At 66.8% G+C, this 26,463-nt stretch carries 23 protein-coding genes and 1 tRNA gene; 14 read left to right on the top strand and 10 right to left on the bottom strand.

The genetic code is table 11. The features are described from left to right. Nucleotides 1-11: 11 nt before the first annotated feature. Nucleotides 12-899, bottom strand: coding sequence for a hypothetical protein (locus PIJ50_RS07985; RefSeq protein WP_271974234.1), 888 nt, complete (start codon nt 897-899; stop codon nt 12-14). A 125-nt stretch (nt 900-1,024) separates the two neighbouring features. After that, nucleotides 1,025-1,210: a YMGG-like glycine zipper-containing protein gene (locus PIJ50_RS07980; RefSeq protein WP_271974232.1), complete on the bottom strand. Its 186-nt coding sequence runs from the start codon at nt 1,208-1,210 to the stop codon at nt 1,025-1,027. Between the two features lie 147 nt (nt 1,211-1,357). Between PIJ50_RS07980 and PIJ50_RS07975 the strand changes: the two genes are divergently transcribed. Next, nucleotides 1,358-2,767 carry a protein adenylyltransferase SelO gene (locus PIJ50_RS07975; RefSeq protein ID WP_442900717.1) on the top strand — a complete coding sequence of 470 codons (1,410 nt, stop codon included), beginning with the start codon at nt 1,358-1,360 and terminating at the stop codon, nt 2,765-2,767. An 84-nt stretch (nt 2,768-2,851) separates the two neighbouring features. Continuing rightward, nucleotides 2,852-2,928, top strand: a tRNA-Asp gene (locus PIJ50_RS07970). 273 nt (nt 2,929-3,201) lie between these two features. Here PIJ50_RS07970 and PIJ50_RS07965 read toward each other — a convergent pair. Both PIJ50_RS07965 and PIJ50_RS07960 read right to left on the bottom strand, forming a co-directional pair. Next, entirely contained in the window at nt 3,202-3,903 is a 702-nt protein-coding gene (locus PIJ50_RS07965; protein ID WP_271974228.1) for a S1 family serine peptidase, read from the bottom strand. A 53-nt stretch (nt 3,904-3,956) separates the two neighbouring features. Continuing rightward, entirely contained in the window at nt 3,957-5,327 is a 1,371-nt protein-coding gene (locus PIJ50_RS07960; RefSeq protein ID WP_271974227.1) for a M20/M25/M40 family metallo-hydrolase, read from the bottom strand. 99 nt (nt 5,328-5,426) lie between these two features. Between PIJ50_RS07960 and PIJ50_RS07955 the strand changes: the two genes are divergently transcribed. The 4 genes from PIJ50_RS07955 (at nt 5,427) to ispG (ending at nt 9,782) form a co-directional block, all read left to right on the top strand. Next, nucleotides 5,427-5,975 (top strand): 5-aminolevulic acid synthase, encoded by a 549-nt coding sequence (locus PIJ50_RS07955; protein WP_271974226.1) that lies wholly within the window; start codon nt 5,427-5,429, stop codon nt 5,973-5,975. Between the two features lie 137 nt (nt 5,976-6,112). Then, complete coding sequence (gene hemA, locus PIJ50_RS07950) at nt 6,113-7,333, top strand: 5-aminolevulinate synthase (RefSeq protein ID WP_271974225.1); 1,221 nt, start codon at nt 6,113-6,115, stop codon at nt 7,331-7,333. Between the two features lie 110 nt (nt 7,334-7,443). After that, entirely contained in the window at nt 7,444-8,583 is a 1,140-nt protein-coding gene (locus PIJ50_RS07945; protein ID WP_271974223.1) for a helix-turn-helix domain-containing protein, read from the top strand. A 59-nt stretch (nt 8,584-8,642) separates the two neighbouring features. Then, a complete protein-coding gene (ispG, locus tag PIJ50_RS07940; protein WP_271974220.1) occupies nt 8,643-9,782 on the top strand; it encodes a flavodoxin-dependent (E)-4-hydroxy-3-methylbut-2-enyl-diphosphate synthase in 1,140 nt (379 codons plus the stop codon). A 19-nt stretch (nt 9,783-9,801) separates the two neighbouring features. Here ispG and PIJ50_RS07935 read toward each other — a convergent pair whose 3' ends face one another. Further along, on the bottom strand, nt 9,802-10,542 hold the full coding sequence (locus PIJ50_RS07935; protein ID WP_271974218.1) for a DsbA family protein: 741 nt from the start codon (nt 10,540-10,542) through the stop codon (nt 9,802-9,804). Nucleotides 10,543-10,648: 106 nt separating this feature from the next. Between PIJ50_RS07935 and PIJ50_RS07930 the strand changes: the two genes are divergently transcribed. The 3 genes from PIJ50_RS07930 (at nt 10,649) to prfB (ending at nt 15,630) form a co-directional block, all read left to right on the top strand. After that, nucleotides 10,649-11,830, top strand: coding sequence for an N-acetylmuramoyl-L-alanine amidase (locus PIJ50_RS07930; protein ID WP_271974216.1), 1,182 nt, complete (start codon nt 10,649-10,651; stop codon nt 11,828-11,830). A 93-nt stretch (nt 11,831-11,923) separates the two neighbouring features. Then, nucleotides 11,924-14,434 carry a penicillin-binding protein 1A gene (locus PIJ50_RS07925; RefSeq protein ID WP_271974215.1) on the top strand — a complete coding sequence of 837 codons (2,511 nt, stop codon included), beginning with the start codon at nt 11,924-11,926 and terminating at the stop codon, nt 14,432-14,434. A 71-nt stretch (nt 14,435-14,505) separates the two neighbouring features. Continuing rightward, nucleotides 14,506-15,630: a peptide chain release factor 2 gene (prfB, locus tag PIJ50_RS07920; RefSeq protein WP_271974213.1), complete on the top strand. Its 1,125-nt coding sequence runs from the start codon at nt 14,506-14,508 to the stop codon at nt 15,628-15,630. 14 nt (nt 15,631-15,644) lie between these two features. On the opposite strand, the gene PIJ50_RS07915 is transcribed toward prfB, so the two are convergent. The 4 genes from PIJ50_RS07915 to PIJ50_RS07900 all read right to left on the bottom strand — a co-directional run bounded on the left by PIJ50_RS07915 (nt 15,645) and on the right by PIJ50_RS07900 (nt 18,390). Continuing rightward, a complete protein-coding gene (locus PIJ50_RS07915; protein ID WP_271974212.1) occupies nt 15,645-15,893 on the bottom strand; it encodes a hypothetical protein in 249 nt (82 codons plus the stop codon). Nucleotides 15,894-15,941: 48 nt separating this feature from the next. After that, the gene (locus PIJ50_RS07910) at nt 15,942-16,442 is read right to left on the bottom strand and encodes a bactofilin family protein (RefSeq protein WP_271974210.1); all 501 of its coding nucleotides are present in this window, start codon (nt 16,440-16,442) and stop codon (nt 15,942-15,944) included. Beyond that, nucleotides 16,432-17,748 (bottom strand): M23 family metallopeptidase, encoded by a 1,317-nt coding sequence (locus PIJ50_RS07905; protein ID WP_271974209.1) that lies wholly within the window; start codon nt 17,746-17,748, stop codon nt 16,432-16,434. The genes PIJ50_RS07910 and PIJ50_RS07905 overlap by 11 nt, the downstream gene beginning before the upstream one ends. A gap of 201 nt (nt 17,749-17,949) precedes the next feature. Next, nucleotides 17,950-18,390 carry a peroxiredoxin gene (locus PIJ50_RS07900; RefSeq protein ID WP_271974207.1) on the bottom strand — a complete coding sequence of 147 codons (441 nt, stop codon included), beginning with the start codon at nt 18,388-18,390 and terminating at the stop codon, nt 17,950-17,952. 126 nt (nt 18,391-18,516) lie between these two features. On the opposite strand from PIJ50_RS07900, the gene PIJ50_RS07895 reads away from it, so the two are divergent. Genes PIJ50_RS07895 through lpdA form a run of 5 tightly spaced genes read left to right on the top strand, consistent with a single transcriptional unit; the run spans nt 18,517 to nt 26,078 of the window. Continuing rightward, entirely contained in the window at nt 18,517-21,711 is a 3,195-nt protein-coding gene (locus PIJ50_RS07895; protein WP_271974206.1) for a DUF3971 domain-containing protein, read from the top strand. Then, nucleotides 21,708-22,751, top strand: coding sequence for a tRNA preQ1(34) S-adenosylmethionine ribosyltransferase-isomerase QueA (gene queA, locus PIJ50_RS07890; RefSeq protein WP_271974203.1), 1,044 nt, complete (start codon nt 21,708-21,710; stop codon nt 22,749-22,751). Before PIJ50_RS07895 ends, queA begins: the two co-directional genes overlap by 4 nt. Nucleotides 22,752-22,758: 7 nt before the next feature. After that, on the top strand, nt 22,759-24,015 hold the full coding sequence (locus PIJ50_RS07885; protein WP_271974202.1) for an MFS transporter: 1,257 nt from the start codon (nt 22,759-22,761) through the stop codon (nt 24,013-24,015). A 49-nt stretch (nt 24,016-24,064) separates the two neighbouring features. After that, nucleotides 24,065-24,661 carry a DUF924 family protein gene (locus PIJ50_RS07880; RefSeq protein WP_271974200.1) on the top strand — a complete coding sequence of 199 codons (597 nt, stop codon included), beginning with the start codon at nt 24,065-24,067 and terminating at the stop codon, nt 24,659-24,661. 37 nt (nt 24,662-24,698) lie between these two features. After that, nucleotides 24,699-26,078, top strand: a complete 1,380-nt coding sequence (gene lpdA / locus PIJ50_RS07875) for a dihydrolipoyl dehydrogenase (RefSeq protein ID WP_271974198.1) — start codon at nt 24,699-24,701, stop codon at nt 26,076-26,078. A 31-nt stretch (nt 26,079-26,109) separates the two neighbouring features. On the opposite strand, the gene PIJ50_RS07870 is transcribed toward lpdA, so the two are convergent. After that, nucleotides 26,110-26,463, bottom strand: a 354-nt coding sequence (locus PIJ50_RS07870; protein WP_271974197.1) for a hypothetical protein, incomplete at its 5' end; no start/stop codon positions are given.

Raw genomic sequence — 26,463 nt, 5'->3', positions numbered from 1 at the left:
CCGCGCGCTCCTTACCGGCCGGCGTCGGTGGCGGGTTCCAGATGCTTCATCACGCGGGCCTTTTCCTCGGGCGTCATGGCGGCCAGGATGCGTCCCAGGCGCGACGCCTTGTAGGCTTGGGGATGGCCTTCGCTGCGCGGGGCTTCCAGGCGGCGGAAGACCTGCTCCACCTCCAGCACCGGATGGCTGACGCGTTGCGAGTCCGTCTGGGCGTCCAGCGCCCGGCGCAGCGCGGGGGGATTGGTGTCGAACCAGCGGTGGCTGAACATGTCCGGCACCGCGGTCCACAGGTCCACCAGCGTCCAGTCCATCGCTACGCCCAGATTGGCCAGCACAGCCTCATCATTCGGGGTCTGGACCTTTGCGCCCGCGTGCATGGCTGCGCGGATGTCGCGGCGCAGCGTGCGCACGGCCGGCACGTGACGCCCTGCCAGCCGGTTCAGCGCGAAGATGCAGCCCCAGCCGGCACCCGGCAGGGCGGTGGCCACGCCCGCGGCCATCGGCTTCACCTTCTTGGGGCGCAGGGCGCAGGCCATGAAATCGGCGGTGATCGCGTTCAGCCGGTCGAAGATCGCGCTTTCCTGTCCCGGGGGGATGTGCACGTCGCTTTCGATCAGCCATTGGTGGCGGCGGGGGCCGAAATCCTCGGCAATCGCGATGTGGCACAGATCGCCCATGCGCCAGCCCCAATCGTCCGGAACGGTGCCGCCCACCATCTTCTCGGCCCGGGCGCGGGTCAGGCTGGCCTTGGGCCAGCGGCCGGTGTCGACGGGGCCGCGGCTTTCGTCGACGCACAGGGCGACGTTGCCCAGCCCGAAGGCGTTTTCCAGCTGATGGGCCAGCCGATCCTCGACCTCGCCGAAACGATGACTTCTGATGAAGGCGATGTCGGCGGTCATTTCGGCGTCTGGCAATCCGTGCGGTCAAGTCGGGCCGATTAAGGGCCAAGCGCGTCGGAAGTGTCAAGCGCAACGAAAAACGGCGCGGGGGACGCCGCGCCGTTTTCCCGAACAGGTAAAAGACCTTAGTTGAAGGCGCCCACGCCGCCGCCGATCAGCGCGCCGGCGACCGGTTCACCGGCCACCAGCTCACCGGCCACGGCGCCACCCAGGGCACCGGTGGCGACGCGCTGGCTGCGCGTGTTGCCGCAGGCCGACACCGTGGCCGCGATGGCAAAGGCGGAGATGACGAGGAAGAGGGGACGTTTCATGGTGGTTCTCCTGGATGAGGCGGCCGGGTCATGCACCCGTGACTGGTGCGTGAATGTTTTATGTGGGCCTTTGGTTCCCGAAATCCCTTTCCACTGGTCATCGCGGGTTCGGCTTCCCATATCCCGGGGCAGGAGGTGCCCATCATGATCCCGCTTCGCCACGACTTTGCCTCGGCCCTTCCGGGGATGTTCCTGGACTGGACGGCCGATCCCGTGCCGCACCCGCAGGTGCTGCGGCTGAACCGCCCGCTGGCGCGGGAGCTGGGCCTTCCCGACGATCTGCCCGCGACGCTTCTGGCCGGGCTGGACCTGCCCGAAGGGGCGCGGCCGGTGGCGCAGGCCTATGCCGGGCACCAGTTCGGCGGCTTTTCCCCGCGTTTGGGCGACGGCCGTGCATTGCTTTTGGGTGAGGTGTCGGGCCCGGACGGCCGCCTGCACGACATCGCCCTGAAAGGGTCGGGCCGGACACCGTTTTCGCGCGGTGCCGACGGCAAGGCGGCGCTGGGCCCCGTCCTTCGTGAATACATCGTGGCCGAAGGCATGCACGCACTGGGCATTCCCACCACCCGCGCGCTGGCCGTTCTGACCACAGGTGAGGAGGTCCTGCGCGAGAACGGGCCTCTGCCGGGCGCGGTTCTGGTGCGGGTCGCCTCCAGCCACCTGCGCGTCGGGTCGTTCCAGTATCTGGCCGCGCAGGGCGATGCCGAAGGGGTGAAGCGTCTGGCCGATTACGCCATCGCCCGGCACTACCCCCACCGCGCGGGCGATTACGTGGGGTTCTTCGCCGATGTTGCCGCAGCACAGGCGCGCCTGATCGCGCAATGGATGCTGGTGGGCTTCGTGCATGGTGTCATGAACACCGACAACATGACGATTTCGGGTGAGACGATCGATTACGGTCCCTGCGCCTTCATGGAAGCCTACGCACCGGGAACGGTCTACTCCTCTATCGACCGGCAAGGACGTTACGCCTATGCGAACCAGCCGCTGATTCTGGGCTGGAACCTTGCCCGTCTGGCCGAAACGCTTCTGCCGCTGATCGATGCGGACGAGGCGCGCGCGGTGGAGCGGGCCACGCGTATCCTTGAAGGCGTGGCCGGCCTCTATCAGGACGCGTGGCTGACGGGGATGCGCGCGAAGCTGGGGCTGGACGGGGCAGACGCGGGAGACCGTGCGCTGGCCGAGGAGTTCCTAGAGGGGATCGAGGGGGCGGACTGGACGCTGTGCTTCCGTCGCCTGTCGCAGGCCATCACGGACGACACGGCCCTTCGTGAGCGGTTGTTCAAGGATCACTGGCTGGACGGCTGGCTTGCCCGCTGGCGGGCGCGTCTGGCCCCCGACGCTGCTGCGCGGATGGACGCGGTCAACCCCATCTATATCCCCCGGAATGAGCGGGTGGAGGAGGCGCTGGCCGCCGCGCAGGCCGGCGACATGGCCCCGTTCGAGAGGTTGCTGGACGCCCTGTCCGACCCCTTCACCGAACGGGAGGGCCTTGAAAATCTGGCCCTTCCGGCCTCCGAAGGGTTCGGCCGCTACAGAACCTTCTGCGGGACGTGAAAAATCCGCGGATCAGCGCTTGACGGGGGGCGCGGGTCTGCGTAATACGCACCTCACGTTCGGCGGGTCCGGACGGTGAAAGTTGCGGTTGTAGCTCAGTTGGTTAGAGTACCGGCCTGTCACGCCGGGGGTCGCGGGTTCGAGCCCCGTCAACCGCGCCATTCCATCGAAAAAGGCGGCCCTGCAAGGGGCCGCCTTTTCGCTATTAGCTCGACGAGGGAACGGCATTTGCAGATCTTAGGCTGCCTGAGGTATTTGGGGTGGCACATACGACGAGCAGATCTCCTCGATCACCTCTTCCCGCCAACATAAGCCCAAAGCAGCTTCTCCTTCATGGTCGGATATGCGCCCGCTGTAGATCCCGATAAACTCGGTCGCCTCCGACCCTAACATCGCTACATCGTCTCGACTCCAGAAATCAGGCTCATCTGGATCTATCGGTTTGTAGGGGTCCTTGATGTCCACATTCCCCGATACCGCGCGAAGACCGGCGAACCTGACATGCCTTCTCGAGTATAGCCGTCCAGAAAAAAGGCGGGCAACAAGCGTTCCTCAATCTCGACGTCATAGTGAGGTTCGGAGGCGATGAAGGTCGATTTCCAGAGCGGCAGACCGAAGCCCGTGTGAAGCCCACGGGGAAAACCGATGACAAAAGCGACTTCGCCAGGAAGGACCGGCACTCGGAATTTACTAATCAGGTTGACACTGTTGTGCATGAACTCCGGCTCCTCATCCGGTTTCGGGTGCGGAATCGCCACAACATCGCAACCTTGTCCTCCAAGTTCCGGATGCTCGAGCCATAGCTGATCGAGCTGTGCTTCGGGATCGCCATAAATTTCAATCCGACGCCGCTCTATCCCAAAAGCTCGATTCAAGTCCGTCGGAGGGGCGAGCCAGACTGCAGTATGGATCCCTACCCATAGAGGGGTCCGACCCAACGTATTCAGGTTCTTCCTGCTAAAGAAGTTGCGTCCTGTTAAGTTGTGCCAGTTTGTGACGATGAACCGCTGTCCATTGTGAAGATAATGGAAGGCTGTTCCCGTCGAGATCTGGCCGCCAAAATCATGGGCAGAAATCTTGAATGGAGCCTGCGAGTAGGTAGATCTGATCCCATTTTCCGGCATCAAGCTTCTCATCGTTTGAGGCTTATGTCGTCATCCTGCCGCAAATGCGGCAGGATGCCTCTTTGTCACATCAGCTTGTCCAGCACACGGGCCCAGGACCGGATGCCCTTGTGGAAGCTTTCCAAGTCGTACTTCTCGTTCGGGGAGTGCATCTGGTCGTCGTCGCGGCCGAAACCGATCAGCATCGCGTCCATGCCCAGGATGTCCTTGAAATACCCCGCGATGGGGATGGACCCGCCGGCGCCGACATAGGCGGCCTCCGTGCCCCATTCCTCGGACAGGGCAGTGCGCGCCTTCTCGAACGCCGGGTCGTCGATGGACATCACGCTGGCGGGGGAGCCGTTGACGTCCTTGAACTCCACCGAACAGTCGGCGGGCAGCTGGGCCTTGAACCACGATTCGAACGCGGCGTGGACCTTGTCCGGGTCCATCTTCGACACAAGGCGGAAGCTGATCTTGGCATGCGCTTCGGCCGGAAGGACGGTCTTGAAGCCCGCGCCGGTGTAGCCGCCCCAGATGCCGTTGATCTCGGCCGTGGGGCGGGACCAGATCTGCTCCAGCGGGGTGCGGTCCTGTTCGCCGGCGGGGACCGACAGGTTCACGTCGCCCAGGAAGGCCGCATGGTCGAAGGACAGGTTCTGCCACTGGCTGCGGACGGCGTCCGGCAACTCCTCCACATCGTCGTAGAAGCCGGGGATCGTCACGCGCCCCTGATCGTCGTGCAGGGTGCCGAGGATCTTCGTCAGCACGCGGATCGGGTTCATCGCCGGACCCCCGAACATGCCCGAATGCAGATCCTTGTTGGCCCCATGGACCGTCAGTTCGCATTTCGACAAACCGCGCAGCATGGTCACGATGGCGGGCGTTTTCGCGTCGAACATGCCCGTGTCGCAGATCAGCGCGATGTCGGACCGCAGCTCGTCCGCGTTCTCCTTCATGAAGGGAATCAGGGAGGGGGAGCCGGACTCCTCCTCGCCCTCCAGAAAGATGGTGATGCGGCCGGGCAGGGTGCCGTGCACGGCCTTCCAGGCGCGGCACGCCTCGATGAAGGTCATCAGCTGGCCCTTGTCGTCGGCCGAGCCCCGTCCGCGGATCACGCGGCCCTTGGCCGTGTCCTGCACCTGCGGATCAAAGGGGTCGCGGTCCCAGAGGTCGAGCGGATCGACCGGCTGCACGTCGTAATGGCCATAGAACAGGATGTGCGGCCCCGTCGTGCCCGCATGGGCCACGACCATGGGGTGCCCGGGCGTCACGCGCTTGGCGGCGTCGAAGCCGATGGTCTTCAGATCCTCCACCAGCCAGTCGGCGGCGCGGTCGCAATCAGCCTTGAAGGCGGGATCGGTGGAAATCGACGGGATGCGCAGCAGCTCCAGCAGGCGGTCCGTCGCCTCGGGCAGCGAATGGTCGATGGTGTCCAGCACTGATGGCAGCGACATGGCGTTCTCCTTCTTGGTGGGGCGCAGCCTATCAGCCGGGCGGGCCCTGTCCAGACCCGCACCCCCGCGCTATGTTTGCCGCAAAACCGGAGGTTCACGATGAAATACTGGGTTCTGGCCGCCACGCTTCTGGCCACCGCCGCCTCGGCGCAGACGATGGGGCTGCGCGAACTGCGCGGCATGCTGTATCCGAAGGCGGATGCCGAGGTGGAGATCCTGCCCAAGGACTACCTGCCCGCCGATCAGGCGGCGCTTCTGCGCCAGGTGGGCGCGCAGCAGGCCTATTACGGGGCGATCGCCATTTCCCCGGACGAAGGGATCATGGTGCAGGCCACGGTCGCGGCCGCGAACTACCACAACACGGACACCGCTTCGGTCGCGGCGCTGCGCGACTGCAACGCCAAGCGCAAAGCCCCCCGCGCGTGCGAGATCGTGGGCTACATCCGCCCCGCCGGATGGCAGCCGCAGCCGGTGCAACTGTCGCAGGCCGCCACGCAGGCCTTTGTGGACGATTTCCGGGGCAACGCGCCCAAGGCCTTCGCCATCTCTCCGACCACGGGCGAATGGGGGCTGGCCAAGGGCGGCAACGCCGCGGCCGACGCGGTCCAGGCCTGCGGTGCGGGCTGCCAGATCCTGATCCAGAACTGACGTCCCGTCGGGTCGGGTATGTCATATTGTCCAGTTTCCCCCGTGACCTGCGCGTAATAAACGGTCACAGTTGAATCGGACGGACCCCGGCCCGCCCATGACCCAGCCCCCGAACCGGGGCGCAAGGGAGATGGTAGATGAATTACGATCTTGCACTGGACGCGGCCCTGAACCGGCTGCACGACGAAGGGCGTTACCGCACCTTCATCGACATCGAACGGCGGCAGGGCGCCTTCCCGCACGCGGTGCGTCGCCGCCCCGACGGGTCGGAGCAGGACATCACCGTCTGGTGCGGCAACGACTATCTGGGCATGGGCCAGCATCCGGCCGTGCTGGAAGCGATGCACAAGGCGCTGGACGCCACCGGCGCGGGGTCGGGCGGCACGCGCAACATCTCGGGCACCACGCTTTATCACAAGGAGCTGGAGGCCGAGATCGCGGACCTGCACGCCAAGGAAGCGGCGCTGGTCTTCACCTCCGCCTACATGGCCAACGATGCGACGCTGCAGACGCTGCCGAAGCTGTTCCCCGGCCTCGTGATCGTGTCGGACGAACTAAACCACGCCTCCATGATCCAGGGCATCCGCAACGGGCGCGGAGAGAAGGTCGTGTTCCGCCACAACGACGTCGCCCACCTGCGCGAGATTTTGGAAGGCCTGCGCGGCCGTCCGGTCCTGATCGCCTTTGAATCGATCTATTCCATGGATGGCGATTTCGGCCCGATCGCCGAGATCTGCGATCTGGCCGACGAATTCGGCGCGCTGACCTATCTGGACGAGGTGCATGCCGTGGGCATGTACGGCCCCCGCGGCGCGGGCGTGGCCGAACGTGACGGGCTGATGCACCGGATCGACATCATCAACGGCACGCTGGGCAAGGCCTTCGGCGTCTTCGGCGGCTACATCGCGGGCACGGCGAAGATGCTGGACGCCGTGCGGTCCTATGCGCCGGGCTTCATCTTCACCACCTCGATCCCGCCGGCGGTGGCGGCGGGGGCGGCGGCCTCCATCCGGCACCTGAAGACGGACACCGCGCTGCGCGAGGCGCACCAGACGCAGGCCCGCATCCTGAAGATGCGCCTGAAGGGAATGGGCCTGCCGATCATCGACCACGGGTCGCACATCGTGCCGGTGCATGTGGGCAACCCCGTGCACTGCAAGATGCTGTCGGACCTGCTGCTGGAAGATCACGGCATCTATGTCCAGCCGATCAACTTCCCCACGGTGCCGCGCGGGACGGAACGGCTGCGCTTCACACCATCGCCCGTGCATGGTCCGCGCCAGATGGACGCACTTATTCGCGCCATGGACTCGCTTTGGAACCACTGTGCGCTAAATCGTGCCGAGATATCAGCCTGAACACATCCGCAGATGCATTGCTCTCTGCGCTGTGATAGTTCCATCCGGCAAGGCGCGCGCCGAGTCGACATGAGCGACTCGGTCATCTCTGGGGCAGGACGAAGACAAGAATGATCTGGCGGAGGACCTCCCCTTCGACGGTGGACGGCGACAAACCCAAGGGGTTTGACGATTTCGAACTGCGTCTTGGTGACCTGATGCGGGGCGAACGTGCCACGCTTGGGAAATCGCTTCTGGATGTGCAGCGGGAGTTGCGCATCAAGGCCACCTACATCGCCGCGATCGAGAATTGTGACCTGTCGGCCTTCGAAAGCCAGGGCTTCATCGCGGGCTACATCCGGTCCTACGCCCGCTACCTGGGCATGGACCCCGAGATGGCCTATCAGAAGTTCTGCACCGAGGCGAACTTCACCCTGCATCACGGCATGGCGACCGAGGCGTCGCCCCGGCGGCCGGTGCCGGTCCGGGCCAGCGATCCGCTGGCCGATCCCAACCCCAAGTTCCTGCCGCGCGACCGCAGCTTTGCCTCGCAGCTCGACTTGCGGGCCGTCGGCTCCATGCTGGTGCTGGCGCTGCTGATCGGCGGCATCGGCTATGGCGGCTGGTCCGTGCTGAAAGAGGTGCAGCGCGTGCAGCTGGCCCCGGTGGACCGCGCCCCTGAGGTTGTGGCCGAAATGGACCCCCTGCAAGGCGTGGTGCCGGGCCCGGCGTCGGACGTCCTGCCCGCGGCGGGGGACGTTCCGCGCAGCGATCTGATGACCCGTCTCTACCGTCCGCGCGATCAGGCGCTGGACGTGCCGGTGCTGGTGGCCCGCGACGGCCCCATCGCGGCCATCGACCCGGGCCAGACCCAGATTGCGGCCGCCGAACCCTTCGGCCCCAGCCTTCCAACGGCCGAGGCGCCGCAGGTCGTTCAGGCGCAGGCCCCGGCAGTGGAGATTCTGGCCGTGCGTCCGGCTTGGGTGCGCGTGCAGTCGGCCGACGGCACGGTGCTGTTCGAAAAGATCCTCGGCGCCGGCGAACGGTACGAGGTTCCGCAGATGGAAGAGCCGGCGCGCCTGCGGGCCGGCAATTCAGGATCGGTCTATTTCGCGGTGAACGGCAAGACCTACGGCCCCGCCGCCGAAGGTGCGCGCGTGGTCAAGAACATCGAGCTGACGTCGGACTCGCTGACCGGGACCTTCGCGGCGGCCGTTCCCGATCAGGACGCCGATCTGGCCCGTATCCTGACGGCGCAGGCGACCGAGTGACGGTTGCCCCCGTCCGGGTCGGCCCCTATGTTGGGCACTGAGGCAGAGCGGAGTTTTCCATGTCCTTGAACCACGTCCGTCCATGGCGCAACATCTACCGTCGCAAGTCGCGGCAGATCATGGTGGGCAACGTGCCGGTGGGGGGCGATGCGCCGATCTCGGTGCAGACGATGACCAACACCCTGACGCATGACGTGCGGGCGACCATCGCGCAGATTCAGGCCGCCGCCGCGGCGGGTGCCGACATCGTGCGCGTGTCCGTTCCGGACGAGGAATCGTCGGCCGCGTTGAAGCATATCGTGGCCGAAAGCCCGGTGCCGATTGTCGCGGACATCCACTTCCACTACAAGCGCGCCATCGAATCCGCCATCGCAGGGGCCGCCTGCCTGCGCATCAACCCCGGCAACATCGGGGACGAAAAGCGCGTGAAGGAGGTCATCAAGGCCGCCAAGGATTACGGCTGCTCCATCCGCATCGGCGTGAACGCGGGCTCCCTCGAACGTCACCTGCTGGAGAAATACGCCGAGCCGTGTCCCGAGGCGATGCTGGAATCCGGCATGGATCACATCAAGATCCTGCAGGACAACGACTTCCACGAATTCAAGATCAGCGTGAAGGCGTCGGACGTCTTCCTCGCCGCCGCCGCCTATCAGCAGATCGCGGAAGCCACGGACGCGCCGATCCACCTCGGCATCACCGAAGCGGGCGGCCTCGTCTCCGGCACGGTGAAATCCGCGATCGGTCTGGGCAACCTTTTGTGGATGGGGATCGGCGACACGATCCGCGTCTCCCTTTCTGCCGATCCGGTGGAAGAGGTGAAGATCGGGTACGAGATCCTGAAGTCGCTGGGCCTGCGCCACCGGGGCGTCACGATCATCTCCTGCCCCTCCTGCGCGCGGCAGGGGTTCGACGTGATCAAGACCGTGTCCGCGCTGGAAGACCGTCTGGCCCATGTCACCACGTCCATGAGCCTGTCGATCATCGGCTGCGTCGTGAACGGTCCGGGCGAGGCTCTGATGACCGATATCGGCTTCACCGGCGGCGGGGCCGGGAACGGCATGGTCTATCTGGCGGGCAAGCAAAGCCACCGGATGTCCAACGACCAGATGATCGACCATATCGTGGAAGAGGTCGAAAAGAAGGCCGCCCAGATCGAGGCCGACAAGGCCGCCGCCGAGGCGGTTCAGGCGGCGGAATAAACACCCGCCGCCCGGCGCCTTATCCCTTGCGTTCGTCGGCCACGACCTGCGCCATGCTTGCCTCGGGGACATAGCCGCGCAGCATCGTCTGGTCGATGACGAAGGTGGGCGTGCCCTGGATCTGAAGCGCCTGCGCCAGCGCGCGGTTGTCGGCGATGACCTGGCTCACCTCGGCGCTGTCCATCTTCGGCTGGACGGCGGCCCAGTCCACCTTCAGATCGCCCGCGATGCGCTTCAGCGTCGCCTCGTTCACCTCGCCGCGCAGGGCGTAGAACTGGTCGTGGACCTTCTTGTAAGCCTCATCCCCCGCGGTCATCTTCACCGCCAGCGCGAAGCGCGAGGCGAGGACCGACTGTTCGCCCAGGATCGGCAGCTCCTTCAGAACGAAGCGGATGTTGCCGTCCTTGGCCACAAGGCTGTCCACCTCGGCCGAGGCTTGGCGGCAATAGCCGCAGCGGTAGTCCATGAACTCCACCACCGTGACATCGCCCTGCGGGTTGCCGCCCACCCAGTCCGCGGCGCTGTGGAAGATCGCGTCGGCGTTCTGCGTGACAAGATCGCCGTCGGCGGTGGCCTGCTGCTGCTGCTGGCGCTGGTCCAGCACCTGGATCGCCTCCATCAGCACCTCCGGATGCTCCATCAGATAGGAGCGGACCTCGGAGCGGAATACCTGCCGCTCGGCGTCGGTCATGTCCTGCGCCAGCGCGGGCAGGGCGATCGTCGTGGCAAGCGCGGCAAGTGCAAGGCGTTTCATCGTCATCTCCTGAATGTCGCGCGGCAGGGAACACCGGGCGCGTCCGAATGGCAAGTGTTGACCTTGGCGCCGGATCTGGCGAACAGGGGTGGCACGAGTTTGGGGGCAGGGGATGCGGGTTTCAAGACAGGTGTGGCTGGCGCTGGTGCTGTGGCTGGGCCTCGGCACGATCGCGCTGGCCGAGGCGCAGCTGGAACGCGGCACCCTGCGCGAAGGCTGGGGCGGCGGGATCGAGGTGTCGCTGACGCTGAGCGGGTCCGCCCCGTGGCGCGCGCGAGTGCTGGCCGACCCGCCGCGCCTTGTGGTGGATTTCCGCGACACGACCATCGGCACCGTGCCGTTCGCCCCGCGCAAGCGCGTCACGGCGGTGGAGGCAGGGGCGATCCGGCCCGGCTGGTCGCGCGTGGTGCTGACGCTGGGCGGCCCCTACACCATCACCACCGCCGAAATGCGGGTGCGCGATCAGGCCACCGTTCACGTGGCGCTGGATCCGGCGGGGGAGGAGGCGTTCCGCGCTGCCGCCCTGCGCCCCGAACCGCCCGAATGGACGCTGCCCAAGGACCCGCCGCCCCCTGCGGCCGAAGGCACCGGCTCCCTTTTGGTGATGCTGGACCCGGGCCATGGCGGCATCGACCCGGGTGCCCAGCATGACAGCCTGACCGAAAAGGACCTGACGCTGGCCTTTGCCAAGGAACTCCAGCGCCTTCTGGTGGAGGACGGGACTTTCCGCGTCGCCCTGACGCGCGAGGACGACCGCTTCGTGCCGCTGGAAACCCGCCTGACCCTCGCGCGCGAAGCGGGGGCCGACGTCTTCTTGTCCCTGCACGCCGACGCCGTGCAGGAGGGGGAGGCGACGGGCGCCACGCTTTACACCCTGTCGAAGCAGGCGACGGATCGCGCGGCGCGGATCATGGCCGCTTGGCACGACCGCACGGACATTCTGGCGGGCGTGGACCTGACCCAGAACGACGACACGGTGGCGGGCGTCCTGATGGACATGGCCCGGGTGGAAACCGCGCCCCGCACCGACCGTCTGGCCCGCGCGCTGGAAATCGGGATCAAGGCGTGGCGGATCGACATGCACCGCCACCCGCGCCAGGCCGCCGATTTCGCGGTGCTGAAGGCGCCCGACATGCCCTCGGCGCTGATCGAGCTGGGGTTCCTGTCCTCGGCCACCGACCGGGCAAACCTGCGGGATGCGGCGTGGCGGGCGCGGATGGCGGCCGCAATCCGCGACGGTCTGAAGGCTTGGGCCGCCAAGGACGCCGTCATCCGCCCCGGCCTTCGGCGATAATCGCGCGATTGTCACGTCCGCGTGGCATGCGCGTTTTGACCTTGCCGCCCTTGCGGAGTATATACGCCTCTGCATTGGCGCGGGAGCTTTTCATTGTTCAGGTTCATCGGTTCCGTTCTGGGGGGCCTTTTCACGCTGCTGACCCTTGCGGCCATCTTCGGCGTGCTGACGATCGCGACCATCTTCTGGATGTATTCGCGCGATCTGCCCAGCCATGACAGCCTGGCGCAATACACCCCGCCCACCATCAGCCGCATCTACAACGGCGAAGGCTCGGTCATCGACGAATTCGCGCAGGAACGCCGCATCTTCGTCCCGGCCGAGGAGATCCCGGACCTCGTGAAGCACGCCTTCATCTCGGCCGAGGACAAGAACTACTACATCCACCACGGCTACGATCCGCGCGGCATGGTCGCCGCCGCCGTCGAGGCGATCAAGTCGCGCGGCGAGAATGTGCGCGGCGCCTCCACCATCACGCAGCAGGTGGCCAAGAACTTCCTGCTGTCCTCGGACCGCACGGCCGAACGCAAGATCAAGGAGATCATCCTTGCCACGCGGCTGGACGACGCGCTGTCCAAGGACAAGGTGCTGGAACTGTACCTGAACGAGATCTTCCTTGGCCGGAATTCCTACGGGGTGGCGGCGGCGGCGCAGACCTACTTCAACAAGGCGCTGTCGGACCTGACGCCGTCGGAGGCGGCCTTCCTCGCCTCCATGCCGCAGGCGCCCAGCCTGTCCCCCGTGGCCGACAAGGAGCATCTGACGAACCGCCGCAACTACGTCCTGCGCGAGATGAAGGACAACGGCTATATCGACGAGGCGACGATGACCGCCTCCGTCGCGGAGCCGCTGCGGTCGGTGCAGAACGGCGATTACGAACCCTACCGCGAAACGCTGCCGCCCCGCAGCTATTTCACCGACGAGATCCGCCGCCAGCTGAGCCAGGAGTTCGGGCAGGAGCAGTTCTTCGGCGGTGGCCTGACCATCCGAGCGACGGTGGATCCCGAATTGCAGGCCTTGGCCGCCGAGGCGTTGCGCGAAGGGCTGGAAAAGCTGGACCGCAGCAACGGCGTCTGGCGCGGCACCCGTGTAAGCTTGCCCGCCGACGTGCTGGGGAACGAGGATGCGTGGCGCCCGGCGCTGGCGCAGGCCGACGTGCCGCGCGACATCCCCGACTGGAACGTGGCCGTGGTGCTGGAGGCGGGGTCTTCCGCCACCATCGGCATTCAGGGCGAGACGGAAACCGGCACCGTGCCGACCAGCGACGTCACCTGGGCGCGCAAGCTCGATGCCAACGGCAAGCTGGGCCCGCGCGCTGACGCGGCCTCCGACCTCGTGACGGCGGGGGACGTGGTGTTGGTGAAGCGGACGGACAAGGGCTGGTCGCTGCGTCAGGTGCCGGAGGTGCAGGGCGGCTTCATGGCGATGGACGTGAACACGGGCCGTGTTCTGGCCATGCAGGGCGGCTATTCCTATCAGGACAGCAGCTTCAACCGCGCCACGCAGGCGCAACGGCAGCCGGGGTCGTCCTTCAAGCCCTTCGTCTATGCCGCCGCACTGGACCGGGGCATGACCCCCGCGACGACCGTGGTCGACGCCCCGATCGAGCTGAACACCCCCCAGGGGCTGTGGACGCCCAAGAACTCTTCGGGGAAATGGCTGGGGCCGGCGCCCATGCGGATGGGGATCGAACAGTCGCGCAACCTGATGACGGTGCGTCTAGCCCAGACGGTCGGCATGGACACGGTGGCGCAATACGCCGAACGCTTCGGCGTCTACGACCCGATGCGCCAGTTCCTCGCGAACTCCCTTGGGGCGCAGGAAACCACGCTGATGAAGATGGTCACCGCCTATGCGATGTTCGCCAATGGCGGCGTGCGGGTGGAACCGACGCTGGTGGACCGGGTGCAGGACCGCTTCGGCCGCACCATCTACCGCCACGACCAGCGCAACTGCGTGAACTGCGGCCTCGCCTCCCTGCCCAGCGGCGCCGCCCCGCAGATCGAGGGGCAGAGCGAGCAGGTGCTGGACCCGATCACCGACTATCAGCTGGTGTCGATGATGCGCGGCGTGGTGCAGCGCGGATCGGCCACGGGCGTGAACCTGCCGGTGCCCGTCGCGGGCAAGACCGGCACGACCAACGACGCCAAGGACGTGTGGTTCATCGGCTTCACCTCCAACATCGTGGCGGGCTGCTACATGGGCTATGACCAGCCGCGGTCGCTGGGCCGGTCGGCCTATGGCGGAACGCTGTGCGTGCCGGTGTTCCAGGCGTTCATGGAAAAGGCCGTGCAGCGCTTCGGCGGGACGGAATTCAAGGTGCCGCCGGGCGGCTACTTCCAGAAGGTGGACCGCTTCTCGGGCGCGCCGGTGGGGCCGGACGCGTCGGGGCCGAACGTGATCTCGGAATACTTCCGCGACGGCGTGGTTCCCCAATGGGGCAGCGCGGTGGATGGCGGCTTCGCCATGGGCGCGAACCTTCCCCTGTTCGCCCCGGGAGAGACGGACGACACGCAGACGGTCACCACTTCCACGGGTCAGCAGCGGGTCATTCCGAAGAACAACGCCGATTTCGGCACCCTCAGCTCGGGCGGCCTCTACTAGGCCGCCCCGCTTGCCGTGACCCGCGTCAGCGGGTATGACCGCGAACCGAACCAAAACCCCCGAGGACGACGATGCGCACCGAGATCCAGCACCACGCCGAGACGATCCGCAAGACGCTGGGACTGCTGGCGCAGCGCATGGACCGCGAAACGGCCCCCCACCGGCTGGAGGAGTTCAACGCCATGATCGAGGCGGGGGACATCTGGAACGATCCCGACAAGGCGCAGAAGCTGATGCGCGAACGTCAGGCGTTGATGGACCAGATCTCCACCTACGACCTGATCGAGGCCGGGCTGCGCGACAACGTCGAACTGATCGAGCTGGGCGAGGCCGAGGGCGACGAGGAGATCGTCACCGAGGCCGAGAACGCGATCCGCGAACTGGTCGAGCTTGCCCGTGCGAAGGAGCTGGAGGCCCTGCTGGACGGCGAGGCCGACGGCAACGACACCTTCCTTGAAGTGAACGCGGGCGCGGGCGGCACCGAAAGCTGCGACTGGGCGTCAATGCTGGCGCGGATGTATGTCCGCTGGGCGGAAAAGAAGGGCTACAAGGTCGAGACGCAGTCCCTGTCGGAAGGCGAGGAGGCGGGGATCAAGTCCGTGTCCTACAAGATTTCGGGCAAGAACGCCTATGGCTGGCTGAAGTCGGAATCGGGCGTGCACCGGCTGGTCCGCATCTCGCCCTACGACTCGGCCGCGCGGCGGCACACGTCGTTCAGTTCCGTCTGGGTCTATCCGGTGGTCGACGACAACATCGAGATCGAGATCCCGGAGCGCGACATCCGCATCGACACCTACCGGTCGTCCGGCGCGGGCGGGCAGCACGTGAACACCACCGACTCGGCCGTGCGGATCACCCACCTGCCGACTGGCATCGTGGTGACCTCGTCCGAAAAGTCGCAGCACCAGAACCGCGCGAACTGCATGGCGGCGCTGAAATCGCGCCTGTATCAGATGGAGCTGGACCGCCGTAACGCCGCGATCAACGCGCAGCATGAATCGAAGGGCGATGCGGGCTGGGGCAACCAGATCCGGTCCTACGTCCTGCAGCCCTACCAGATGGTGAAGGACCTGCGCACGAGCGTGGAGACGTCGGACACCCAGGGCGTTCTGAACGGCGACCTAGACCTGTTCATGGCCGCGACGCTGGCGCAGGACGTGGCCGGGAAAAGCCGGGCCGAGGCGAACGCGGAGTAGATTGCCGACCACTGTCAGCGGCCGAAAGCCTTCCACCGCAGGCGGAAATCACTTGCGTCGGGGCCGTTCCGTGGATGGTGTATGACCTGCCCGTGCAGATCGGCATAATCCTTGCGCGCGGAAGGCGCAAACGTCGCCGTCAGCGTATCGGGATCGATCGCCATCTCGTTGAAGTCGAAAAGCTTGTGCAAGTCGTCTATTAGGCGCGCTGCTTGCGCGACATGCGCAAGCGTTATCACAGGGCGGGCGTCGCGAAGATCCACGGTAGGCTGGCTCCGTTAAAACAAAAAGCGCCCCGGGGGGCGCTTTGGTCAGACCTGCGTATCGGCGGCGGACTTGGGCGCGGTCACCTGCGCCTGGGGCTGCGGGGCGGGGATCGCCTTCTTGCCCTGCTGCAGCGGATCGTCCTGACGTTGGACGGACCCTTCGAAATGCGCGCCGGACTCGATCGCGATCGTCTTGTGGATGATGTCGCCTTCCACGCGGGCGGTGGAGGTGAGGCGCACCTTCAGGCCACGCACGCGGCCGATGACGCGGCCGTTCACGACGATGTCGTCGGCCACGATCTCGCCCCGGATGGTGGCGCTTTCGCCGACCGTCAGCAGATGGGCGCGGATGTCGCCTTCGACCGTGCCTTCGACCTGGATGTCGCCGGTGGTCTTCAGGTTGCCGACCACCGTCAGGTCGGACGACAGCACCGACGGGGAGGCCTTTCCGCGCGGGGCGGCGGTGTCGGGCTTCGACTCGGTCCAGCTTTGGGCATCACCCTCGTGCTTGGGACCCGGCTCATTCACTCTGCTCTTAGAAAACATCTCTTCCCGCCTTGATGAAGGTCATGGGGTTCACGACCTTGTCGCCGACGCGCACCTCGTAGTGAAGGTGGCTTCCGGTCGATCGGCCTGTCGATCCCATATCACCGATCCGGTCCCCGCGCGACAATTTATCACCGACCTTGACCCGAATCTTCGACATGTGCCCATAGCGGGTTTCGATGCCGAAGTCATGGCGGATCTCCACCATGTTGCCATAGCCGTTGACCCAACCGGCGCGCACCACGGTGCCTTCACCCGGCGCCAGAATGGGCGTGCCGACGGGGGCGGCCATATCCACGCCCGCGTGGAAGCGGCGGCCGCGGCCCTTGGGATCGTTGCGATACCCGAAGGGGGAGGAGTAGCGGAACCGCGCCTCCACCGGCATGGCCAGCGGCACATGGGTGGCGGCGATGCGGTACATGTTCATCCGCTCCAGCCCGTCCAGAATGGCGTTGGCGCGGTTTTCCTCCGAGGAGGTGCGGCCGTTCATGGTCGAGAGGCTCACCGGCTCCAGTGGGCCTCCCTGACCGCCGTAACCCCGGCGCACCTGGCGCAGAAGGTCGTCGGTGTTCAGGCCGGCGGCGCGGAACATCTTGTCCAGCGGCTCCATCGACATCTCGACGGCGTCTTCCAGCTGGCTGAAGATGGCGTCGTTGCGGGCTTCCAGCGCGGCCTTGGCGTTCTGGATTTCCTCCGTCTCGGCGCCGGCCTGCTGGGCGGTCCGTTCCAGATCGTCGCGCTGCCGGGCGATGTCGTCCAGCGCGGCCGTCATCATCTGCAGGGTGTCCGTCGCCTCGGTCCCGCCGTCCTGGTCGTTCAGCGAGGCGATCATGCGCTGCGCCTCGGCACGGGCGGCGTCGCGTTCGGACAGGGTCTTGCGCAGCGTGTCCTGCACGGCCGCCAGACCGCTTTCCAGTTCGCGGCGCTGGTCCTCGGATTTCAGCAGGCGCGACTGCATCTCCGACACCTCGTTCAGGGCGAGCGAGAAGCGCTGCTGCGCGGTCGCCGCTTCTTCCGCCCGGGTGTCGCGGTCCGAGGAGATCGTGTTCAGCCGATCCTCGTACAACGCCTGCTGGCGCGCCGTCGCCACCTTGCCGGGGCCGGTCGCCATGCCGTCCATGAACACCATGGCCGAGGCGACCATGACCCATCCCACCAGCGCCACGCTGCCCGTCAGGGCGGCCAGCTGTGTCACGGGACGGATGCGCACGAAGCGCGTGTTGGTGTCGGATTTCAGATACAGGCGCTGCTCGGGCAGCCAGTGTTCCAGCGACGTATTGAGCCGGTAGGAAATGCGTTTCAGCACGTGTCTCGGTTCCTTAGTTGCCCGGACCGGGCGCCGCATGATCCTGAACGACCCGTGGCGCGCGACGGATGATCCTGCCTGACCATCGTCAGATCCTGTCCGCTGACTGAATACGGCGAAGGGCGGGGAGGGGGCAACCGCTTTGGAAACAGGTTCCGAACCGGTGGCGGAACCCCGCCCATTTCGGCGAAATCTTGCCGATCAAAGGGTCTGCGCGGCGGCCAGCACCGCCTCGGCGTGACCGGCGACCTTGACCTTGCGCCATTCCGACAGGATCCGCCCGTCCGCGATCAGGAAGGTCGAGCGCTCGATCCCCATGCTCTTCTTGCCGTAGAGGTTCTTTTCCACCCAGACGCCATAGTCCTCAGCCACCGTCCCGGTGTCCGAGGCCAGCGTGATCCCCAGCCCATGCTTGCCGCAGAATTTCTGGTGCGAGGCGAGCGTGTCGCGCGAGATGCCGATGACCTTCGCGCCCGCCGCCGCGAATTGCGGCGCCAGCCGGTCGAAGTCCTGCGCCTCCAGCGTGCAGCCGGGCGTGTCGTCGCGCGGATAGAAGTACAGCACGACCTTGCCGCCCAGCGCCGACAGCGTGATCTCGCCGTCGGTGGAGGGAAGGGTGAAATCCGGGGCTTGGCGGGTCATGGCCTCTCCTGCATCTATGTGCTGTTGTGTTTCGCCGCGGATCGGGGCAAGCGCAACATCAAAGGCATCGGGGCGGGCGTGGCAGGCAGGCGGCAACAGGGGTGGCGGATCTTGGCATGGGTGGCCGTGCCCGTGCTTCTTCTGCCGCTGGCCGTGGCCCTGTTCCTGGCGCTGTCGGGTCGGTCGCTTCCCCTGCCGCGCACGGTGCTGGATCTGGCGCAGACGCAGATCGATCTTGCGCTGCGCCGGGCGGGCACGGTGGGCGCGCGGGTGCATGTGGGGGGCGTGTCCATCGCCCTCGACCCCGCCTTCCGCCCGCGGATCGAGGTGCGGGACATCCGCCTGTCGGACCGCAGCGGCCGCCCGGTCATGGTCCTGCCCGCCGCCCGGGTGACGCTGAACCACCCGACGCTGGCCGATCCCGTGCCGCCGCCCCGCGTCGTGCTTCTGGACGGCGCCCGCCTGAACGTGCGCCGGCGCGAGGATGGAAGCTTCGATCTGGCCTTCGGCGTGGCGGCGTCCGAGTCGCCGATCCAGAGCTATGCGCAGGCAATGGACGAATTCCGCCGCGTCCTGACCCTTCCGATCCTAGGCGCGCTGCGCTTCATCGAGATCCGGAATGTCGGCGTCGCCATCGACGACGCCCGCGCGGATCGCGTGTGGGAACTGGCTGACGGAACGCTGACGCTGCGCCGTCCCGAGAGCGTGCTTCAGGCCGAGCTTTCGGCCAAGGTGGTGGGCACGACGCAGGGGCGTGTGGGCATCCGTCTTGGCATCGACCCCGGCAGCGGCACCACGGCGATCGACGCCCGGGTGGACGGTATCGCCGCCACCGACATCGCCGCGCAGGCGGCGCCTCTGGCGATCCTGAACGTCCTGCGGTCCGAAGTGGCGGGCACCATGGCGGCTTCGGTCGACGGCGAGGGGACGCTGACGCGCTTTGACGCCGCGCTGGATCTGGGGCCCGGCGCCCTTGCCCCGCGCGAGGGGATGGCGCCGTTGCCCTTCGACACCGCCGCGATGGCCCTGTCCTACGACCCCGTCGCCCGCAAGGTGACGCTGAACCGGTTGAACGTGCAGGGGCCGATGCTGCGCGCCACGGCGGACGGGCAGGCCTATCTGCGCGACCTGCAGGCCGGGGTGCCAGGCACGATCCTGGGCCAGTTGCGTTTCCAGGACATTGCCGTGGACCTGAAGGGCCAGTTCATCGAGCCCGTCCGCTTTTCCTCCGGTCGGTTGGACGCGCGGCTGCGGCTGGACCCCTTCACGGTGGAGATCGGGCAACTGGCCCTTGTGGAAGGCGACCGCGTCCTGCGCGGTCATGGCCGCGTCAGCGCCGAGGAGGGGGGCTGGCGCCTGTCCTTCGACCCCAGCCTGAACCGCATCCGCCGCGACCAGCTTCTGGCGCTGTGGCCCGTGCGCCTTGTGCCCCGCACGCGGGAATGGCTGGACGAAAGCGTGCTGGAAGGCGATCTGCGCGATGTCCGCGCTGCCATCCGCATCGCGCCCGGCGAGGAGCCGCGCGTCTCCCTCAACTACGGTTTTCAGGGCGGCGACGTGCGGTTCCTGCGCACCCTGCCGCCGATCGAGGGGGGGGAGGGCTACGCCTCCATCCACGCCGAACGCTACGCGATGAAGCTGGAGCGGGGGCATGTCACCCCGCCCTTGGGGGGCAAGGTCACCGCCGACGGATCGACGCTGGTGGTGCCGGACCTGCGCGACCGGCCGATCCGCGTGAACATCAACCTCCAGACCGACAGCAGCGTGACCGCCGCCCTGTCGCTTCTGGACGAACCGCCCTTCCGATTCCTCTCGCGGGCGGGGCGGTCGCCCGACATCGGCACCGGCCGCGCGCAGGTGGAGACCCAGCTCATGGTGCCCGTGGTGGGGGATCTGCATCCTGACGACGTGGGTTTCGACGTGCGGGGGCGGATCACGGACTTCGCCTCGGACACGCTGATCAAGGGCAAGCGGCTGACCGCGCCCGAACTGCACCTGACGGCCCGCCCCGACGCCCTGACCGTGGGCGGCGCGGGGGAGCTGGAGACGGTGCCCTTCCGCGCCACCTACCGCCTGCCCCTGAAGGGCGGCACCCCCACGGTGGACGGAACGGCCACACTGTCGCAACGGGCGGTGGACGCGTTCCGCATCGGGCTGCCGAAGGGCCTCATTTCCGGCCAGGCGGCGGGGGCGTTCCATGTGGACCTGCCCAAGGGCGGCGCGCCCGAACTGCGGCTGACCTCGGACCTGCGGGGGATGGGCGCGGGGCTGGCGGCCATCGGCTGGTCGAAACCCGCCGAAAGCACGGGCGCGCTGGAGGTGGAGGCCAGCCTTGGCGACGTGCCGGAGGTGCGGCACCTGCATGTGGAAGGCGGCGGGCTGGACGCCACCGGCGCCGTGCGCCTGACGGCCGGGGGCGGCTTGCGCGACGTGCGCCTGTCGCGCGTGCGGCTGAACGGCTGGCTCGACGCGCCTGTGGTGCTGACGGCGCGGGCCGGACAGGCGACGCCCGCCGTGTCCGTGGCCGGCGGCACCGTGGATCTGCGCCGCCTGAACCTTGGCAGCGGCGCAGAGGGGGGCGAGAGCGGCAACACCCCCATTGCCGCCCGGCTCGACACGCTGCGGGTGACGGACACGCTGGCCCTGACCGACATGGACGGCACCTTCGCAACGGCGGGCGGCTTTCAGGGCCGCTTTACCGGCCGCGTCAACAACGGCACGGCGGTGAGCGGGGAGGTCGGGCCCGCCCCCCACGGCACGGCCGTCGACCTTCGGTCGCAGGACGCGGGCGGCGCGCTGCGATCGGCGGGCATCTTCGAAAAGGCCACGGGTGGCGCGGTCGACCTGCGGCTGACCCCGCGCCCGGCCAAGGGCGAATATGACGGGCAGGCGGTGGCGCAGGGCATCCGTATCAACGACCTGCCGCTGGCGGCGGGCGTGGTCAACGCGCTGTCCGGCATCGGGGCGGCCGACCAGCTGGCCAATGGCGGGCTGCTGTTCGACAACGCCGCGGCCTCGTTCCGGCTGACCCCCGACGCGGTGGAGGTGCATCGCGGCGAGGCGACCGGCCCGTCTTTGGGCGTGACGGCCGAAGGCGTCTACCGCATGGCCGACAAGCGGTTCTTCCTGCAGGGGGTCGTGTCGCCCGTGTGGTTCCTGAACGGCGCGGGATCGGCGAACGGGGAAGGGGTGTTCGGCGCCACCTACACCCTGCGCGGCACCGCCGACGATCCGCAGATCGGCGTGAACCCCTTGACACTTTTGGCCCCCGGCGCGATGCGCGACCTGTTCCGGGGTCCCGCACCAAGGCTGGCTGAATGAAACTGTCCGATTTCGATTTCCATCTGCCCGAAGAGCTGATCGCCACGCGACCCGCCAAGCCCCGCACGGCCGCGCGCCTGCTGCTGGCCGAGGGCGACACGATCCGCGACCGGCACGTCCGCGATCTGGTGGACATCTTCCGGCCCGGCGACCGGCTGGTGCTGAACAACACCCGCGTCATCCCCGCGCGCCTGACCGGCACCCGCACCCGTTCAACGGGGCAGGGCGACGCGACCGCCAAGATCGAGGTGACGCTGCTGGAGCCCGGCGCCCATGGCTGGCGCGCCTTTGCCAAGCCCCTGCGCAAGCTGGCCGAAGGAGAGGTGATCCGCTTTTCCCCCCGCCTGTCCGCCTCCGTCGCCGCCAAGACGGAGACGGAGGTGACGCTGGCCTTTGACACCGACGACTTCGACGCCGCATTGGCCGAGGCGGGCGCCATGCCCCTGCCGCCCTATATCGCGGCCAAACGCGCGCCCGACGCGCAGGACAATGACGACTACCAGACCGTGTTCGCCCGCCATTCGGGGGCGGTGGCCGCTCCCACCGCCAGCCTGCATTTCGATGCCCCCCTGCTGGAGGCCCTGCGCGCCAAGGGCGTCACCTTCACCGAGGTGACGCTGCATGTGGGCGCGGGCACCTTCCTGCCGGTGAAGGTCGACGACGTGACCACCCACAAGATGCACGCCGAATGGGGCGAGGTGACCGAAGCCGCCGCGGCCGAGGTCAACGCCACCCGCGCCGCGGGCGGGCGCGTGATTCCCGTCGGCACCACCGCCCTGCGCTTGATCGAAAGCGCGGCCCAGACCGGCACGCTGCAACCGTGGCGTGGGGAAACGGACATCTTCATCTATCCCGGCTACCGCTTCCGCGTGACGGACGCGCTGATGACGAACTTCCACCTGCCGAAATCCACGCTGCTGATGCTCGTCTCGGCCCTGATGGGCGAGGAAACGATCCGCCGCATCTATGGTCATGCAGTGACGGAGGGCTATCGTTTCTTCTCCTACGGGGATGCGTCCCTGCTGATCCCCGAACGCTGAGGTTCCCATGCTTGCCGTCCTGATCGCCACCTGGCCGCTTCTGGTGGGCGTAATGCTCCTGCTTGTCGGAAACGGGATGCAAAGCTCGCTCCTCGGCATCCGCGGCGCGATCGAGGGGTTCTCCACCCTCGAGATTTCCGCCGTCATGTCCTGCTACTATGTTGGCTACCTGGCCGGGTCGCGGATGGTGCCGGAGATGATCCAGCGCGTGGGCCATGTGCGGGTCTTCGCGGCGCTGGGATCCATCATCTCGGCGCTGATCGTGTGCTATCCGGTGCTGCCGGACTGGATGGCGTGGTCGCTGATGCGGGTGCTGATCGGGTTCAGCTTCTCGGGCGTCTACATCACGGCGGAAAGCTGGCTGAACAACACCTCCTCGAACGAGACGCGGGGGCAGGCGCTGTCACTCTACATGATCGTGCAGATGATCGGCATCATCTCCAGCCAGATGCTGCTAAACCTTGGCGATCCGGGCGGGTTCGGCCTCTTCGTGCTGCCCTCGGTGCTGGTGTCGGTGGCCTTCATCCCGATCCTTCTGACCGTGACCGCCGCCCCGACCTTCGAGACGACCGAACGGCTGCCCTTCCGCCGCCTTTACGAGGTGTCGCCGCTGGGCGTCGTGGGGATGTTCCTGTCGGGCGGCATCTTTTCGGCCATGTTCGGGATGGCCTCGGTCTGGGGAACGGTCGCAGGCCTCAGCGTGGCGCAGATCTCGGTCTTCATCGCCGCGATCTATGCGGGGGGGCTGGTGCTGCAATATCCGATCGGCTGGCTGTCGGACCGGATGGACCGCCGGCTTGTGATCTGCGGGGTGGCCGTGGTGGGGGCGGTGGCCATGCTGATCGCGATCTTCCTGCCGGTGAACCTGTGGTTCCTCGTGCCCGCCGCGGTGGTGCTGGGCGGGGTCGCGAACCCGCTTTACGCGCTGCTGATCGCCCACACCAACGACTTTCTGGCCAAGGATCAGATGGCGGGGGCCAGCGCGGGGCTGTTGTTCATGAACGGCCTTGGCGCTATCGCGGGGCCGCCGATCACGGGCTGGATGATGGATCGGATGGGGCAGTCCGGGTTCTTCGTGTTCATCTTCGTGCTGATGTCGCTGGTTGCCGCCTATGCCGCCTTCCGCATGACGCAGCGCAACGCCCCCAACCCCGAGGAAACCGGCAACTTTGCCGTCATGGCCCCCATGGCCGCCCCCGTCGCCGTGGGCGGATTGATGGAGGAAGCGGGTCAGGACACTGCCGCAACGGTGGAACCGCGCTAGGTTGTCGGGCACGACCCGCTCTGTCACCCTGATCCAAGGAGGAAGAACCATGGACGATCCGCAAAGCGTACTCGATTTCTGGCTGGACGAAGTGTCGCCGGAGTTCTGGTACATCGCCGATCCGGAACTGGATCTGGAGATACGGGAACGGTTCGGGGACCTGTGGGAGGCCGCCTTGCAGGGCGGGCTGGAACACTGGGTGGAAGGTCCGGCCGGGGCGCTCGCCTATCTGATCGTGTGCGACCAGTTCTCGCGCAATCTGTGGCGGGGAAAGGCACGGGCCTTTGCCACCGACGGGCAGGCCCGGGCGGCGGCGCGCCGGGCGTTGGAACATGGCTGGGACATGGGCGCGCCCGAACCCGAACGCCAGTTCTTCTATCTGCCCTTCGAACATTCGGAATATCCCGACGATCAGGCCCTGTCCGTCCACCTGTTCCGCGAGCGCATGCCCGAGACGGGGGCCGAGAACCTGCTGCACGCCGAAGCGCATCAGGCGATCATCAGCAAGTTCGGCCGCTTCCCCTTCCGCAACGCCGCGCTGGGCCGCGAGAACACGCCCGAGGAGCAGGCCTTCCTGGATGAAGGCGGCTATGGCGCCTTTGTGGAAACGCTGCGCACAACCCCTGCGTTGCGCGTCGTCGACTGATGGTTTAATATTAAACCAGTTTTCATCGGAGAGTCAGATGGCCGACAATTTCGACATGATCGTGATCGGCGCGGGACCTGGCGGCTATGTGGCTGCCATCCGCGGCGCCCAGCTGGGCCTGAAGGTCGCGATCATCGAGCGTGAGAATCTGGGCGGGATCTGCCTGAACTGGGGTTGTATCCCGACCAAGGCGCTTCTGCGTTCGGCCGAGGTGTTCCACCTGATGCACCGCGCCAAGGAGTTCGGGCTGAAGGCGGATGGGCTGGACTTCGATCTGGACGCGGTGGTCAAACGCTCGCGCGGGGTGTCGAAGCAGCTGTCCTCGGGCATCGGGCACCTGATGAAGAAGAACAAGGTCACCGTGGTGATGGGCGAGGCGAAGCTGGCCGGCAAGGGCAAGGTCGTCGTCGACGGCAAGGAGCTGACGGCGAAGAACATCGTCTTGGCTACCGGCGCCCGCGCCCGTACCCTTCCGGGGCTTGAGGCGGACGGCGATCTGGTCTGGACCTATCGCCACGCGCTGGAACCGAAACGGATGCCGAAGAAGCTGCTGGTGATCGGCTCGGGCGCCATCGGGATCGAGTTCGCGTCCTTCTTCAACACCATGGGCGCCGACACGACCGTGGTGGAGGTGATGGACCGCGTGCTTCCGGTGGAGGACGCCGAAATCTCGGCCTTCGCCAAGAAGGCGTTCGAGAAGCAGGGGATGAAGATCCTCGAGAAGACGACCGTGAAGAAGCTGGAGAAGGCCAATGGTCGCGTCACGGCGCATCTGGAAGCCGGCGGCAAGACCACGACGCAGGAGTTCGACACCGTCATCTCGGCCGTCGGGATCGTCGGCAACGTCGAGGGGCTGGGTCTGGAAGAGCTGGGCGTCAAGATCGAGCGGACGCATGTGCTGGTCGACGAATACTGCCGCACCGGGGTCGAGGGGCTTTACGCCATCGGCGACATCGCGGGCGCGCCGTGGCTGGCGCACAAGGCCAGCCATGAAGGCGTGATGGTGGCCGAGCTGATCGCGGGCCAGCACGCCCACCCGATCAAGCCAGGCACCATCGCGGGCTGCACCTATTGCTCGCCCCAGGTGGCGTCGGTCGGCCTGACCGAGGCGCGCGCGAAAGAGGCGGGCTACGAGGTGCGGGTCGGCAAGTTCCCGTTCATCGGCAACGGCAAGGCCATCGCTTTGGGGGAGGCCGAGGGCTTCGTGAAGACCGTCTTCGACGCCAAGACGGGCGAGTTGCTGGGCGCCCACATGATCGGGGCCGAGGTGACGGAGCTGATCCAAGGCTATGTCATCGGCCGAACGCTGGAAACGACCGAGGAAGACCTGATGAACACCGTCTTCCCGCACCCCACGCTGTCCGAGATGATGCACGAATCCGTGCTGGACGCCTACGGCCGTGCGATCCACTTCTGAAACAGGAAAGGCGCCCTGCGGGGCGCTTTTTTCATGCCATGGATGTGGCCACGTCCTTGCAGCGCGCGTCCTGTATTGAGCGAACCGGGCCATGTTCACTCAACATGCCGTATCCGGCAACGCTGCCTGCGCCCGACAGCCGCGATGGCGACCGCATCATGTGGCCCAAACATCTGCTGCCGCCCTTGTTGCGCTTACCGCACCATGACCGATCCAGCCAGGTTTCCGCCACGCTGACGTTCTGCCGGACGTGCAGGCCGAAACTATAGGCCTTGCAGGGCGGATGTCGTCGCCTCACGCTCACCGTGACCGTGACCGTGACCGTGACCGTGACCGTGACCGTGACCGTGACCGTGACCGTGACCGTGACCGTGACCGTGACCGT

It is taken from the genome of Falsirhodobacter sp. 20TX0035 (genome assembly GCF_028307215.1).
Taxonomy (GTDB): domain Bacteria; phylum Pseudomonadota; class Alphaproteobacteria; order Rhodobacterales; family Rhodobacteraceae; genus Falsirhodobacter.
The sequence above is the reverse complement of the archived record's forward strand: the minus strand, read 5'-3'. Positions and strand labels throughout refer to the sequence as shown.

What these genes read in the sequence shown, in the direction of transcription:
- ispG (WP_271974220.1), top strand. Translation starts at nt 8,643, where the DNA reads ATGTCCTTGAACCACGTCCGTCCATGGCGCAACATCTACCGTCGCAAG.
- PIJ50_RS07935 (WP_271974218.1), bottom strand. Translation starts at nt 10,542, where the DNA reads ATGACGATGAAACGCCTTGCACTTGCCGCGCTTGCCACGACGATCGCC.
- queA (WP_271974203.1), top strand. Translation starts at nt 21,708, where the DNA reads ATGAAACTGTCCGATTTCGATTTCCATCTGCCCGAAGAGCTGATCGCC.
- PIJ50_RS07955 (WP_271974226.1), top strand. Translation starts at nt 5,427, where the DNA reads ATGAAATACTGGGTTCTGGCCGCCACGCTTCTGGCCACCGCCGCCTCG.
- PIJ50_RS07960 (WP_271974227.1), bottom strand. Translation starts at nt 5,327, where the DNA reads ATGTCGCTGCCATCAGTGCTGGACACCATCGACCATTCGCTGCCCGAG.
- PIJ50_RS07945 (WP_271974223.1), top strand. Translation starts at nt 7,444, where the DNA reads ATGATCTGGCGGAGGACCTCCCCTTCGACGGTGGACGGCGACAAACCC.
- PIJ50_RS07980 (WP_271974232.1), bottom strand. Translation starts at nt 1,210, where the DNA reads ATGAAACGTCCCCTCTTCCTCGTCATCTCCGCCTTTGCCATCGCGGCC.
- PIJ50_RS07985 (WP_271974234.1), bottom strand. Translation starts at nt 899, where the DNA reads ATGACCGCCGACATCGCCTTCATCAGAAGTCATCGTTTCGGCGAGGTC.
- PIJ50_RS07930 (WP_271974216.1), top strand. Translation starts at nt 10,649, where the DNA reads ATGCGGGTTTCAAGACAGGTGTGGCTGGCGCTGGTGCTGTGGCTGGGC.
- PIJ50_RS07900 (WP_271974207.1), bottom strand. Translation starts at nt 18,390, where the DNA reads ATGACCCGCCAAGCCCCGGATTTCACCCTTCCCTCCACCGACGGCGAG.
- lpdA (WP_271974198.1), top strand. Translation starts at nt 24,699, where the DNA reads ATGGCCGACAATTTCGACATGATCGTGATCGGCGCGGGACCTGGCGGC.
- prfB (WP_271974213.1), top strand. Translation starts at nt 14,506, where the DNA reads ATGCGCACCGAGATCCAGCACCACGCCGAGACGATCCGCAAGACGCTG.
- hemA (WP_271974225.1), top strand. Translation starts at nt 6,113, where the DNA reads ATGAATTACGATCTTGCACTGGACGCGGCCCTGAACCGGCTGCACGAC.
- PIJ50_RS07885 (WP_271974202.1), top strand. Translation starts at nt 22,759, where the DNA reads ATGCTTGCCGTCCTGATCGCCACCTGGCCGCTTCTGGTGGGCGTAATG.
- PIJ50_RS07910 (WP_271974210.1), bottom strand. Translation starts at nt 16,442, where the DNA reads ATGTTTTCTAAGAGCAGAGTGAATGAGCCGGGTCCCAAGCACGAGGGT.
- PIJ50_RS07880 (WP_271974200.1), top strand. Translation starts at nt 24,065, where the DNA reads ATGGACGATCCGCAAAGCGTACTCGATTTCTGGCTGGACGAAGTGTCG.
- PIJ50_RS07965 (WP_271974228.1), bottom strand. Translation starts at nt 3,903, where the DNA reads ATGAGAAGCTTGATGCCGGAAAATGGGATCAGATCTACCTACTCGCAG.